The 13,030-nt window shown below is 71.1% G+C and carries 12 protein-coding genes and 1 tRNA gene; 4 read left to right on the top strand and 9 right to left on the bottom strand.

Annotation, left to right across the window (positions count from 1 at the left end):
- Positions 1-113 precede the first annotated feature (113 nt).
- Positions 114-599: an Lrp/AsnC family transcriptional regulator gene (locus G3I71_RS01755; RefSeq protein ID WP_164312362.1), complete on the top strand. Its 486-nt coding sequence runs from the start codon at positions 114-116 to the stop codon at positions 597-599.
- Positions 600-632: 33 nt separating this feature from the next.
- Here G3I71_RS01755 and G3I71_RS01750 read toward each other — a convergent pair whose 3' ends face one another.
- Both G3I71_RS01750 and G3I71_RS01745 read right to left on the bottom strand, forming a co-directional pair.
- Entirely contained in the window at positions 633-1,223 is a 591-nt protein-coding gene (locus G3I71_RS01750) for a TetR/AcrR family transcriptional regulator (RefSeq protein WP_164312089.1), read from the bottom strand.
- Positions 1,220-2,734, bottom strand: coding sequence for a 3-hydroxyacyl-CoA dehydrogenase (locus G3I71_RS01745; protein WP_164312088.1), 1,515 nt, complete (start codon positions 2,732-2,734; stop codon positions 1,220-1,222). The genes G3I71_RS01750 and G3I71_RS01745 overlap by 4 nt, the downstream gene beginning before the upstream one ends.
- A 184-nt stretch (positions 2,735-2,918) precedes the next feature.
- On the opposite strand from G3I71_RS01745, the gene paaN reads away from it, so the two are divergent.
- Entirely contained in the window at positions 2,919-4,625 is a 1,707-nt protein-coding gene (gene paaN, locus G3I71_RS01740; protein WP_164312087.1) for a phenylacetic acid degradation protein PaaN, read from the top strand.
- A 12-nt stretch (positions 4,626-4,637) separates the two neighbouring features.
- On the opposite strand, the gene G3I71_RS01735 is transcribed toward paaN, so the two are convergent.
- Genes G3I71_RS01735 through G3I71_RS01725 form a run of 3 tightly spaced genes read right to left on the bottom strand, consistent with a single transcriptional unit; the run spans position 4,638 to position 7,449 of the window.
- A complete protein-coding gene (locus G3I71_RS01735) occupies positions 4,638-5,414 on the bottom strand; it encodes an RNA methyltransferase (RefSeq protein ID WP_164312086.1) in 777 nt (258 codons plus the stop codon).
- Entirely contained in the window at positions 5,411-6,682 is a 1,272-nt protein-coding gene (locus G3I71_RS01730) for an HTTM domain-containing protein (RefSeq protein ID WP_164312085.1), read from the bottom strand. The genes G3I71_RS01735 and G3I71_RS01730 overlap by 4 nt, the downstream gene beginning before the upstream one ends.
- Positions 6,679-7,449, bottom strand: a complete 771-nt coding sequence (locus G3I71_RS01725) for a DUF5819 family protein (protein WP_164312084.1) — start codon at positions 7,447-7,449, stop codon at positions 6,679-6,681. The genes G3I71_RS01730 and G3I71_RS01725 overlap by 4 nt, the downstream gene beginning before the upstream one ends.
- A gap of 313 nt (positions 7,450-7,762) precedes the next feature.
- Here G3I71_RS01725 and G3I71_RS01720 point away from each other — a divergent pair, with 313 nt between their 5' ends.
- Positions 7,763-8,911, top strand: coding sequence for an acyl-CoA dehydrogenase family protein (locus tag G3I71_RS01720; RefSeq protein WP_164312083.1), 1,149 nt, complete (start codon positions 7,763-7,765; stop codon positions 8,909-8,911).
- A gap of 39 nt (positions 8,912-8,950) precedes the next feature.
- On the opposite strand, the gene G3I71_RS01715 is transcribed toward G3I71_RS01720, so the two are convergent.
- From G3I71_RS01715 to G3I71_RS01700, 4 genes are all read right to left on the bottom strand, one after another.
- Positions 8,951-9,280 (bottom strand): rhodanese-like domain-containing protein, encoded by a 330-nt coding sequence (locus tag G3I71_RS01715; protein WP_164312361.1) that lies wholly within the window; start codon positions 9,278-9,280, stop codon positions 8,951-8,953.
- A 36-nt stretch (positions 9,281-9,316) separates the two neighbouring features.
- On the bottom strand, positions 9,317-10,192 hold the full coding sequence (locus G3I71_RS01710) for a hypothetical protein (RefSeq protein ID WP_164312082.1): 876 nt from the start codon (positions 10,190-10,192) through the stop codon (positions 9,317-9,319).
- Between the two features lie 86 nt (positions 10,193-10,278).
- Positions 10,279-11,730 (bottom strand): DUF2252 domain-containing protein, encoded by a 1,452-nt coding sequence (locus G3I71_RS01705; RefSeq protein WP_164312081.1) that lies wholly within the window; start codon positions 11,728-11,730, stop codon positions 10,279-10,281.
- Positions 11,731-11,991: 261 nt separating this feature from the next.
- Positions 11,992-12,074: transfer RNA gene (locus G3I71_RS01700), tRNA-Leu, on the bottom strand.
- A 472-nt stretch (positions 12,075-12,546) separates the two neighbouring features.
- Here G3I71_RS01700 and G3I71_RS01695 point away from each other — a divergent pair.
- On the top strand, positions 12,547-13,030 hold a 484-nt coding region (locus G3I71_RS01695), incomplete at its 3' end, for a DUF3662 domain-containing protein (RefSeq protein ID WP_164312080.1).

Here is a 13,030-nt window from a genome sequence, read left to right as displayed (position 1 = left end):
CGGCACATTTTGGCTACAGGCACCGTCAGGCTGTGGACAAACGGTTCTCCACAGCCTGAGATGGACGCAGTACGTCCATGGTAGGGAGGCGGGGGGACATGGCACCTGAACAAATGGCCGAACGCGCGGAAGGCGGCGGCAGCCTGCCGGCCCCTCGTCCGCTGGACGCCATTGATCAGGCCATCCTGCAGATGCTCCAGGCGGACGGCCGTGCCTCGATCCGTTCCGTGGCCGAACGCGTGCACGTTTCGCGGGCCAACGCCTACGCGCGTATCAACCGCCTCATCGAGGACGGCGTGATCCGCGGCTTCGGCGCCCGCGTGGACCACGAACGCGCCGGACAGGGCACGTCGGCGTACATCACCCTGAAGATCGTCCAGAACTCCTGGCGCACGGTCCGCGAGCAGCTGAGGCAGCTCCCCGGCGCCGCGCACATCGCCCTGGTGGGCGGCGACTTCGACGTGCTCCTGCTGGTCCACACCCCTGACAACAAGGCGCTGCGCGAGCTGGTGCTGATGCGCCTCCAGGCGATCCCGGAGGTGCTCAGCTCGCGCACACTGCTGGTGTTCGAGGAGGAGGACCTGGGACCGGAGGCCTGAGCCACCTTCCTGGGTCACCCCTGCCGGGAAGGCTCACTCCGGGTTGCGCAGCCCTCCGAAGACCAGCCGCGCCACCGCGTCGGAGACCTCACGCTCGCCCATGCCGCGTCCGTCGGGCCGGTACCACTCCACGACCGAGTTGATCATCCCGAAGACGAGCCGGGTCGCGAGCCGCACCTCCACGTCACCGCGGATGTCCCCCTCGGCGGCGGCGGCCTTGATCAGGTCGGCGACCCGGTGGTCGAAGTCTCGGCGCCGGTCCAGGGCACGGCGCTCGGTGTCGGTGTTGCCGCGCACCCGCAGCAGCAGCGTCACGTACGGCAGCTCGGCGATGAGCACCTCGACCATGCGCCGTACGACGTACTCCAGGCGCCCGGCGGCGGGCCCCACGCGTGCGTGCTCCTCGTCGAGGATCCCGAAGAGGCCGTCCAGCGCCCGGCTGACGGCCAGGCGCAGCAGCTCCTCCTTGCCGGTCACGTGGTGGTAGATCGACGACTTGGAGATGCCCGCGGCCCTGGAGAGGTGCTCCATGGAGGTGCCGTCGTAGCCACGCTCGTTGAACACCTGGACGGCGACCTGGAGCAGCGTCGTCGGGGTGTACGTGTCGCGCTTGGCGGTGGTCATGGGGTGCCCTCCCGCTTGTCGGTGGCGTACGCGTGGCGGTAGAGCGCGAGGGACGGCGCGTACCGTCCGCTCGGGTCGCGCTGGTGCAGTTCGTCGAGGATCTCGTGCGCCCAGCTCCGGCCGAGCCTGCGGCTCCATTCGAAGGGCCCGAGCGGGTAGTTGACGCCGAGGCGCATCGCCGTGTCGACGTCCTCCTCGGTGGCGACGCCCTTGGCGACGGCGTCGTGCGCGAGGTCGACGATCCGGGCCACCGTACGGGCGACGATCATGCCGGGGGTGTCCCCGAGGACGCTGACGTCCTTGCCGAGTGCCTGGAAGAGGCCGATGGCCTCGGAGAGGGTCTGCGGCTGGGTGTCCTGGGAGGCGGACAGGGCGATACGGGTGGCCCGCCGGTAGTCGAGGGCGAGGTCGAAGTAGACGACGTCACGGAACTCGACGCTGGTCTGCCCGTCGGCGAGGACCAGCTGACCGCCCCCGGGCAGCACCAGCCGGGTGCCGTGGTCCTCCTCGTCCTCACGGACGGGAACGCCCGCCTCACGGATCAGTGCGAGGAGGTCGGACGCGGGGCCCAGGTCGCCCTCGGCGACGACGTACGCGGGCGGCTGGGCCTTCTCCGCGGTGTGCGGTTCGGCGCGCTCGGCGTCGTCCCCGTACTCGTACCAGCCCTGCCCGGTCTTGCGGCCGAGGCGGCCCGACTCGACGAGCCGCCGCTGGGCGAGCGAGGGCGTGAACCGCACGTCGTGGAAGAAGGCCTGCCACACGGAGTGGGTGACGGCCTCGTTGACGTCCTGCCCGATCAGGTCGGTCAGCTCGAAGGCGCCCATCCTGAACCCGCCGCACTCGCGCAGCACCGCGTCGATGGTGGCGGGGTCGGCGGACTGGGCCTCGTACGCCGCGAAGGCCTCCGCGTAGAAGGGCCGGGCCAGGCGGTTGACGATGAAGCCGGGGGTGTCGGCGCAGGCGACCGGGGTCTTGCCCCAGGCGCGGGCCATCTCGTACGCGCGTGTGGCCGACGTGACGTCGGTGGCGAACCCGGAGACGACCTCCACGAGGGGCAGCAGCGGCGCCGGGTTGAAGAAGTGCAGGCCCACGAGCCGCCCGGGGTTGCGCAGGACGCCCCCGATGGCGGTGACGGACAGGGAGGAGGTGTTGGTGGCGAGCAGACAGTCGTCGTCGACCACGTCCTCCAGGTCGCGCAGCAGTTGCTGCTTCACGTCGAGCTGTTCGAGGACGGCCTCGATGACGAGGGAACAGTCGGCGAGTTCGGCGAGGCTCCCGGCGGCGTGCAGCCGGCCCCGGGCCGAGTCCCGGTCGGCCGCCGTCATCCGGTCCTTGTCGACGAGCCGGTCGAGGCGCTCGACGATCGCGTCGGCGGCGTCCTGCGCCCGCCCCGGCGCGGCATCGAACAGCCGTACGTCATGACCGGCGACCAGCGCGACCTGGGCGATGCCCTGGCCCATGGTGCCGGTACCGACGACGGCCACGGGGCTGCTGAGGTCGAGTGCTGTCATGTGCGCGATCCTCCCGCACGGCGTTGTCCACAGATGCGGCGGACCCCCTTGTCCCGACCGATCGTTCGGTTACTCTAACTCTGTCGTGTCTTTTCTGCCCAGGTCATGTCCCTGTTCATGCACCGGGTCACGCCCCAGGTCATGAGCTCAACGAAGTGCTCTTGAGACGAGGAGTTGGTCCCTGATGCCCGCCGAACTCACCGCGCACCAGCTGATCGCCCAGCACCGGCCCACCCTCGACCAGGCGCTGGAAGCGATCCGCACGCGCGCGTACTGGTCCCCGCACCCCGAACACCCCAAGGCGTACGGGGAGGACGGCAGCCTGGACCCGGCAGCGGGCAAGGCCGCCTTCGACGCCGTCCTCGACACCCGACTCGACCTCGGCCAGCCCGGCACGGACGACTGGGTGGGCGGCGAGGTGTCCCCGTACGGCGTCGAGCTGGGTGTCACCTACCCGCACGCGGACGTCGACGTGCTGCTGCCCGCCATGAAGACGGGTCAGCGCGCCTGGCGCGACGCGGGGGCGGAGGTCCGCGCGATGGTCTGTCTGGAGATCCTCAGGCGGATCAGCGGCCGGACGCACGAGTTCGCGCACGCGGTCATGCACACCAGCGGCCAGGCCTTCATGATGGCGTTCCAGGCGGGCGGCCCGCACGCCCAGGACCGCGGCCTGGAGGCGGTGGCGTACGCGTACGCGGAGCAGGTCCGCACCCCCGGCACGGCGGAGTGGGCCAAGCCCCAGGGCAAGCGCGACCCGCTGGCCCTCACCAAGGAGTTCACGCCGGTCCCGCGCGGCATCGCCCTCCTCATCGGCTGCAACACCTTCCCCACGTGGAACGGCTACCCGGGCCTGTTCGCGTCCCTGGCCACGGGCAACGCGGTCCTCGTGAAGCCCCACCCGCGCGCGGTACTGCCGCTCGCGCTGACGGTCGGCATCGCACGCGAGGTCCTGGCGGAGACCGGCTTCGACCCGAACCTGGTGGCACTGGCGGCCGAGCGACCCGGCGAGGGCATCGCGAAGACCCTGGCGACCCGCCCCGAGATCCGGATCGTCGACTACACGGGCTCGACAGCGTTCGGAGACTGGCTGGAGGCCAACGCCCGCCAGGCGCAGGTCTACACGGAGAAGGCCGGCGTCAACACGGTGATCGTGGAGTCGACCGACAACTACAAGGGCATGCTGTCGAACCTCGCCTTCGCCCTCTCCCTGTACAGCGGCCAGATGTGCACCACCCCGCAGAACCTCCTCGTCCCGCGCGACGGCATCCGTACGGAGGAGGGCCACAAGTCGTACGACGAGGTCGTCACCGGCCTCGCAGCGGCCGTCGGCGGCCTCCTGGGCGACGACGCGCGTGCGAACGGGCTGCTGGGCGCGATCGTCAACCCCGACGTGAAGGCACGGCTGGAGGCGGCGGCCGGGCTCGGCGAGGTCGCGCTGGCCTCGCGGGAGATCGTGAACCCCGACTTCCCGGACGCGGTGGTCCGTACGCCCGTCATCGTGAAGCTCGACGGCGCGCGGAAATACTGGGACGGGGCGGACTCCGAGGCCGCCTACATGAGCGAGTGCTTCGGCCCGGTCTCCTTCGCCGTCGCGGTCGACTCGGCGGCGGACGCGGTGGACCTGCTGCGGCGGACCGTCCGGGACAAGGGCGCGATGACGGTCGGCGCGTACACCACCGACCCGGAGTTCGAACAGGCCGTCCAGGAGGCCTGCCTGGAGGAGTGCGCCCAGCTGTCCCTGAACCTGACCGGCGGGGTGTACGTCAACCAGACGGCCGCCTTCTCCGACTTCCACGGCTCGGGCGGCAACCCGGCGGCGAACGCGGCACTGTGCGACGGGGCGTTCGTGGCGAACCGCTTCCGGGTGGTGGAAGTGCGCCGCCAGGCCTAGCCGCAGCCGGGCCTAGAAGACGCGTCCCCCGGTGAAGCTCCAGTGGTACAGCGTCATGGCCACGCTGGTCGCGAGGTTGTAGCTGGAGACCTGGGGGCGCATCGGGAGGGACACCAGATGATCGGCACGCGCGCGTAGTTCGGGCGACAGCCCGCTGCGCTCGGAGCCGAAGGCGAGTACGGCGTCGTCCGGGAGCTTCAGCCCCCGGATGTCGTCGCCCTCCGCATCGAGCGCGAACACCGGCCCGGACGGCAGCTCGGCCACCGTCAGCCGCTCCACGGCGGTCGCGAAGTGCAGCCCCGCCCCACCGCGTACGACGGTGGGGTGCCAGGGGTCGAGCGTCCCGGTCATGACGACCCCGGTCGCCCCGAAACCGGCGGCGAGCCGGATCACCGCCCCGGCGTTGCCGAGGTTGCGCGGGTTGTCGAGGACGACGACGGGCGCGGTCCGGGGCGTGCGCGCGAGCGCCTCCAGGTTGGCCGCGCGGGAGGGCCGTACGGCCAGGGCGGCCACCGCGGTGGGGTGCGGGCGCGGCACGAGGGACGTGTACACCGTCTCCGGGACCTCGGTCAGGAGGGCGTCCAGGGTTTCCCGCACGTCCGGTGCCAGCTCGTCGGCGAGCTCCAGCGCCGCCTGCCGGTCGGCGGTCACCGCGACCGGGATCCGCGTGCCGAAGCGGACGGCGTGCTTGAGGGCGTGGAAGCCGTCGAGCAGGACGGAAGTGCCTGCGAGCCGGTGCCAGTCGGCCACCGCCGCGTCGATCGCTGTCCCCGTCGCCACGTCCGTCATGCCGTGAAGCCTACGTGCGGGGGCTGCGCCGTCTCGTCCACCGCGCTCTCGTCGGCCGCCCCGGAGGCTTCCTGGTCCGGCGCGGCACGTGCGTTGCGCGGCAGCCGGGCGAGAAGGCGCACCCGCGCGCGTGCCACCCCGTCGCCGAGGCGGCGCAGGAAGGACGTCGGCAGGAACACGGCGTCCGCGGCGATCATCGCGAGGGAGAAGAAGGGCAGTCCGAGGACGACGGCGATCACGGCGTGCTCGGTCATCATCACGGCGAGCAGGATGTTCTTGACCCGCCGGTTGAAGAGCGTGAAGGGGAAAGCGACCTGCACGGCCACCGTCCCGTACGTCACCAGCATCACCATCGTGCCGCTCGACGACATCAGGTCGGAGAGCGCGGGCCACGGGGAGAAGTAGTCGAGGTGGAGCGGGTAGTAGACGGCGGTGCCGTCCTGCCAGCGCGAGCCCTGGATCTTGTACCAGCCGGCCGTCGCGTAGATCAGACAGGCCTCGGCCATGATCACGAAGAGGGCCGCGTTGTGCACAAGGTTGCCGACGATGTCCAGGAGCGTCCGGGGCTCGCCGCCCTGCCCGGGGCGCGCCACGACCCACCACACGCCCTGCACCAGCCACATGCCCCAGAGGATCACCGGGACCAGCGGGTCGCCGTCGAGCTTACCGGCCGCGATACCGCCCAGCAGGAGCACCCCGAGGACGACCCAGAGCACGGGCCCGACGCGGTCGGGGGCGGGGTCGCCGCCGAGGGCCATGCGTGCGCGTGCCTTTCGGGCCCGCCGGGCATCCAGGGACCACACCTGGCCGCAGCGCGTGAACACCAGGTAGAGGGACATCAGGTGCAGGACGTTGTCGCCGCCGTCGCCCATGAAGATGCTGCGGTTCTGGAGCGAGAGCACGCCGACCATGAAGAGCACGGAAACGGTGCGGGTCCGCCAGCCGAGCAGGAGGAGAAGACCGGCGAGCACCGCGAGCACGTAGACGAGCTCGAACCAGACCTGGCTGCTGGACCACATCAGGACCGTGAAGGCACCGTTGTCCGCGATGAGCTGCTGGGCGAGATCCCAGCTCCAGGGGCCGTCCGGGCCGTACAGCTCCTGCCGGTGCGGGAACTCGCGCAGCAGGAACAGCAGCCAGGTCGCGGAGAAGCCGATACGCACGACAGCGGTCTGATACGGGCCCAGGGCGGTCTCGGTGACGCGGCCGATGCCGCGGGAGACGGACCGGGAGAGCGAACGGGCGGTCTCGGGCACGAGGCGGGTCATGAGCCGCCACCCTTCGCCGCACCGGCCGCGCCCGCCGCCTCGGCGGCCTCCTCGCCGTCGGGGACGGACCACCAGGACAGTACGCGGTACGTGGGCGTCTCGGGCACCTGCTCCTGGCTCCACTCGGGGGGTCGGACGTTCGTGCTGCGGGAGCGGACCTGGACGCGGTCGATCGTGCCGCCGGGTCCGGCCGCGTCCTCGCGGTCGAGACGCAGGACGACGATGCGGCGCAGGTACTTCTCGGCGAGGGCGCCGCGCAGGCCCGAGGGACGGTTCTGGGCGTCGTGTGTGGCGAGGAGGAAGTCCCAGGCCCGGCGGAGCTCGTTCTGCTGGGTGTGACTCGGCAGCGGATTGCCGTCGATGGCCTTGCCGTCCAGCGCGGAGAGGTCGTACCAGCCGGTGGTCCGGGCACCGCCGTCCGCGGTACGGACATCGGCGCGGACCTCGACGGCGACGTTCTGCTGCAGCGGGTTGGGGGCGAAGAGCTTCCAGTTCTGTTCGAACTCCGGGTAGATCCAGTCGTCGATCGTCCGGGAGTGCTCCTTGGTGACCGTGTTCGAGGGCGCGACGTGCAGAAAGACCATGCCGAGATGAACACACGCGGCAACGGCGACAACCGCGACGGCGAGGGCGGCGCCGATCTGGTACGGGAGGGAGAGCGCGGCCAGTGCCGGACGGGGGACTTCCCCGGCGTCGGGGGAGCCCTCTGCCTCACCGGGCTCGTCACGCCCGTGCCCGGCGTCCGGGCCTGCCTCGTACGCGTCCATTCCGCCCCGTCTCCCGATACCCGGTCCCACCGCGCCCATGGCGTGCGCACGGGCACGGTACTCAGAGCCGCCCGCCCGGCACAGCCCCTCCTCGCACACCTGCGCGACCGATGAGCAGCGCCCGGGAGGCCGGACCCGGAAGTTGTCCACAGCCGTTGACACCCTACGGCCCTCCGCCGGACCATCGACTCGAACAGACCGAACGCTCGGTCGTTGCCGCGCACCCTCCGGTCCCGCCCGTTCCCTTCTTCTAGAACCTGTTCTATCTTGACGCCCCGTCAGGTCCCCCGCACCGGCCCGAGAGGACAGCACCATGGACTTCAGGTTCAGTGAGGAGCAGCAGGCGGCGGTCGAGGCGGCCCGGGCGGTGTTCGGCGGGGTCGCGCCGGACGGAGTGCCCAGTCCGTCGCTCGTCCCGGGTGCCGTCGCGGACGACTTCGACCGGGCCCTGTGGGAGAGGCTCGCCGGAGCGGATCTGCTGAGCCTGCTGCTCGACGAGGAGTTCGGCGGGGCCGGCCTCGACGCCATCGCCCTGTGCCTCGTACTGCGCGAGTCCGCGAAGGTGCTGGCCAGGGTTCCCCTGCTGGAGAGCTGCGCCGCAGCGGCGGCCGTACAGGCCTACGGGGACGGGGAGTTGAAGGGCGAGGTGCTGCGCCGGACCGGGACCGGCGAACTCGTCCTCACCGTCGCCGCCCACGGCCGCACCGGCCACGACCCCGCCGAACTCGCCGTGAGCGCGGGCCGGGACGGCGACGACTGGGTCCTCGACGGAGTCCAGACCGCGATCCCCTGGGCGCACAACGCCGACTTCGTCCTCGTCCCCGCGCGCACGAACGCCGACCGGACCGTCCTCGCCCTTGTCCCCCGCGTCCACGAAGGCGCCCCCCTCGACGGCGTCGCACTCGCCGAGCAGATATCCACCGCCGGTGAGCGGCTCGGCGAACTGCGCCTGGAATCCGTGCGGTTGCCCGACCGGTACGTCCTCGACGCAGACGGCGCCTGGCCGTGGCTGCGCGATCTGCTGACCGTCGGAACCTGCGCGCTGACGCTCGGACTTGGTACCGCGGTACTGGGCATGACCAGCGACTACACCGGCAAGCGGGAGCAGTTCGGCTATCCCCTGGCCACCTTCCAGGCCGTCGCCGTACAGGCCGCCGACCGGTACATCGACCTGCGCGCGATGGAGGTCACTCTGTGGCAGGCGGCATGGCGGATCAGCACAGGGGCGGGCGGTGTGCTGCCCGTCTCCGGGGATGTCGCCGTCGCCAAGATCTGGGCCTCGGAGGGGGTACGCAGGGTCGTGCAGACCGCACAGCACCTGCACGGCGGTTTCGGCGCCGACACCGACTACCCGCTGCACCGGTACCACGCCTGGGCCAAGTACCTGGAGCTGTCGCTCGGCCCGGCCCCGGCCCACGAGGAGGCGCTGGGCGACCTGCTCGCGGCACACCAGCTGGGCTGAAGCCGACCGCGGGCCGTCAGATACTCAGATACCCGGTGTTCAGGCGACGAAGCCCGGCACACCCTCGTCGGTGACGACCGGGCGGCCCGCCGCCTCCCACATCTGCATGCCGCCGGCCACGTTCACCGCGTCGATGCCCTGCTGGACCAGGTGGTTCGTCACCTGGGCCGAGCGGGCGCCGGAGCGGCAGATCACGTTGACCCGGCCGTCCTGCGGAGCCGCCCCGGTCAACTCGCCGTAGCGGGCGACGAATTCGCTCATGGGTATGTGCAACGCCCCCGCGGCATGGCCCGCCTGCCACTCCTCGTCCTCACGGACGTCCAGCAGGAAGTCGCCGTCCTTGAGGTCCGCGACCTCGACCGTGGGCACACCAGATCCGAAACTCATGCCCCGACGATACCCAGGTCACCCCCCGAGCAACGCCGCGAGTTCCTCCTCGCGCTGCGAGACCTGGGCCAGCAGCTGTTCGGCGATCTCCTCCAGGAGACGGTCGGGGTCGTCCGGAGCGAGCTTCAGCATCGCCCCGATCGCACCCTCCTCCAGCTCACTGGCGACCAGCGTGAGCAGTTCCTTGCGCTGGGACAGCCATTCGAGGCGGGCGTAGAGCTCCTCGCTGTGGCTCGGCTTCCACTCGGCGGGCACCGGGCCGGCCGCCCACTCCTCGGCCAGCTCCCGCAGCAGCGGCTCGTCACCCCGCCCGTAGGCGCTGTTGACCCGCGAGATGAACTCGTCGCGCCGCGCCCGCTCCTCCTCGTCCTGCGCCAGGTCCGGGTGGGCCTTGCGGACCAGCTCGCGGTAGAGCTTGCGGGCCTCGTCGCTGGGGCGGACCCGCTGCGGAGGCCGTACCGGCTGCTCGGTGAGCATCGCCGCCGCCTCCGGGAACAGCCCCTCCGAGTCCATCCAGCCGTGGAACAGCTCCTCGACACCGGGCATCGGCATGACCTGCGCCCGCGCCTCCCGCGCCGCCCGTACGTCCTCGGGGTCGCCGGTGCGCGCCGCCTTCGCCTCGGCGATCTCGGCGTCCAGTTCGTCGAGGCGGGCGTACATCGGGCCGAGCTTCTGGTGGTGCAGGCGGGAGAAGTTCTCGACCTCGATACGGAAGGTCTCGACCGCGATCTCGTACTCGATGAGCGCCTGCTCGGCGACCCGCACGGCCCGCTCCAACCGCTCCTCGGGCCGGGGCCCCTCCGCCGCGCCGGACGGCGCCTGCGCGTCAGGGCGCTCCCGCGGCCCGTCGGCTTCGGGCACGGACGAGGACTGCTCAGCTTCCGGGGTCGTCACCCGCCCAGCGTAGGCCACGGCCCACGCGCCCACCGAGGGTCACCGGAGAGACCCCTGAGGTGACCCCGGAAGCGACCCCACAGCCGTCACACGCCCATCTCCGCGTCGATCCTCCCCGCCCGCACCGCCGCCACCAGATCCGCGTGGTCCGCCTCCGTGCGGTCGGCGTAGGCCTTGGCGAACCTGGCCACCGCCTCGTCCAGCTCGTCGCCCTTGCCGCAGTAGGCGGCGATCAGACGGGGGTCGGCGCTGTGGGCGTGGGCGCGGGCCAGGAGGGCACCCGTCATCCGGCCGTAGTCGTCGATCTGGTCGGCGGACAGGGCGGCCGGGTCGACGCTGCCCTTGCGGTTGCGGAACTGCCGTACCTGGAAAGGCAGTCCGTCGACCGTGGTCCAGCCGAGGAGGCTGTCGCTGACGACCTGCATGCGCTTCTGCCCGAGCACCACCCGGCGCCCCTCGTGCACCGAGCCCGCCGCCTCCACCGGGTCGAAACCGGCGGTGGCCAGATGCGGGACCAGCGCCGAGGGACGGGCCTCCTTCACCTGGAGGACGAGGGACTCGCCCTTGTGGTCGAGGAGCAGCACGACGTACGACCGCGTGCCCACACTCCCCGTGCCGACGATGCGGAACGCCACGTCGTGCACCGAGTGGCGGGCCAGCAGCGGGAGGCGGTCGTCCGAGAGCGTGCCCACGTACTCGTCCAGGGACGCCGCCACCAGCGCGGCCTCCTCGTCCGGCACCTCCCGCAGCACCGGCGGAGAGTCCACGAAACGCCGCCCGCCGTCCTCGGTGACCTCGGTCGACCTGGCCGCGAAACGCCCGCTGGTGTTGCCCCGCGCCTTCTCGGAGACCCGCTGCAGCGTGCCGGCCAGGTCCTGGGCGTCCGCGTGGGAGACGAGCTCCTCGTCCGCGATGGCGTTCCACGCGTCCAGCACCGAGAGCTTCGCGAGCAGCCGCATCGTACGGCGGTACGCGCCGACCGCGCCGTGCGCCGCCTTGCGGCAGACGTCCTCGTCCCCGCCCACCTCCCGACCCGCGAGCACCAGCGAGGCCGCGAGTCGCTTGAGGTCCCACTCCCAGGGACCCTGGACCGTCTCGTCGAAGTCGTTCAGATCCATGACCAGGCCGCCGCGCGCGTCCCCGTACAGACCGAAGTTGCCCGCGTGGGCGTCGCCGCAGATCTGGGCGCTGATCCTGGTCGTCGGAGTACGGGCCAGGTCGTACGCCATCAGGCCCGCCGAACCGCGCAGGAAGGCGAACGGGGTGGCCGCCATCCTGCCCACCCTTATCGGGGTCAGCTCGGGGATACGGCCGCGGTTGGACTCCCTGACCGCCGTCTCGGCGTCCGGACGGGAGCCGTCCGCGCCGGTGTCGAAGGAGGCGTGCGCGCCGCGCGGAACCTGCCGCCGCAACGCCTTCCCCTCCTCCTTGGGCGAACCCTCCGCCGGCCACTGGGCGAACCCGCGCACCTGGGGAAGCTTGCGCGCCACACTCCGCGCCACTGTGGCCCCCGCCGACTCCGTACCGACCTCGGTCATCGCGACCGCCTCCCCCGCTCCACTCACCACCGCCAACATCAACTGGCGAAGACCGTACAGCCGCACACCGCATCAGGTCAGACCCTGTGGACAAGTCGGGCAACCAGCGGGACACACTTCACAGTGAGAGAGACCTCACATCTGCGCAACGTAAGAGATCCGGCGTACGAGACGACGTACGAGATCCGACGCACGAGACACGACGCAGGCGGACAACGAGAAACGGCCCTCATCGGTATCCCGATGAGGGCCGTTCACTTGTGCGCGAGGGGGGAGTTGAACCCCCACGCCCTTGCGGGCACTGGAACCTGAATCCAGCGCGTCTGCCATTCCGCCACTCGCGCATTCGCTGTGTCCTCGGGTCCTGCTCCCTAAGGGGCTGGGGCCTTCCGACATCGAGAAGATTAGCACGCTGGAGGTGGTGGGTTCACATCCGTTTCCCTCCGTCCCAGGCCCGCCCGACCGGCCCCGACCGAGCCGGGCCGGCTGCGACTTCGTATCAACACGTGCCGGTTCACGTATCAACCTCGTACCGGTCCAGCCCATCTCCCAAGGAGGCGGGCAAGCTGCACAGTCAGGTGCGGGACACTGGTTTGGCGCCGCCTCTACGATCTGGGTACGGCTCAGGGAGTTCGAAGGGGAGCTTCACAGGGAACTCCGTCAGGCGTCGACACCCGTCGACCTGCCTGACAGGGGGAACCAGCCGATTTCCCGGCGCGTGGATACGATCAGTAAGCAGTACCAAGTACGGCAGGCACGGCGAGCACGGCACGCAAGGCTTCGGACAGAGCAGCAGCAACAAGGAGGAGGTGCCCCATGGGAGTCCTGAAGAAGTTCGAGCAGCGTCTCGAAGGTCTGGTCAACGGCACCTTCGCCAAAGTGTTCAAGTCCGAGGTCCAGCCCGTGGAGATCGCGGGTGCGCTGCAGCGCGAGTGCGACAACAACGCGACCATCTGGAACCGCGACCGGACCGTCGTACCCAACGACTTCATCGTCGAGCTGAGCACACCGGACTTCGACCGCCTCAGCCCCTACTCCGGACAGCTCGGCGACGAGCTCGCCGGGATGGTGCGGGACTACGCCAAGCAGCAGCGATACACCTTCATGGGCAACGTCAAGGTGCATCTGGAGAAGGCCGACGACCTGGACACCGGTCTGTACCGCGTGCGCAGCCGTACGCTCGCCTCCTCCACCGACCAGCAGGCCCCCGGCGGCCCCGGCCCTGGCGCCGCCGTACCCGCGGCCCCGCCGAGAGGCCGGCCCGGCGCGGGCGGCGGTTACGGCTATCCGCCCGCCGCCG

It is taken from the genome of Streptomyces sp. SID12501 (assembly GCF_010550245.1).
GTDB lineage: Bacteria > Actinomycetota > Actinomycetes > Streptomycetales > Streptomycetaceae > Streptomyces.
Note: the sequence above shows the minus strand (reverse complement) of the source record. Positions and strands in the feature narration are given on the sequence as shown.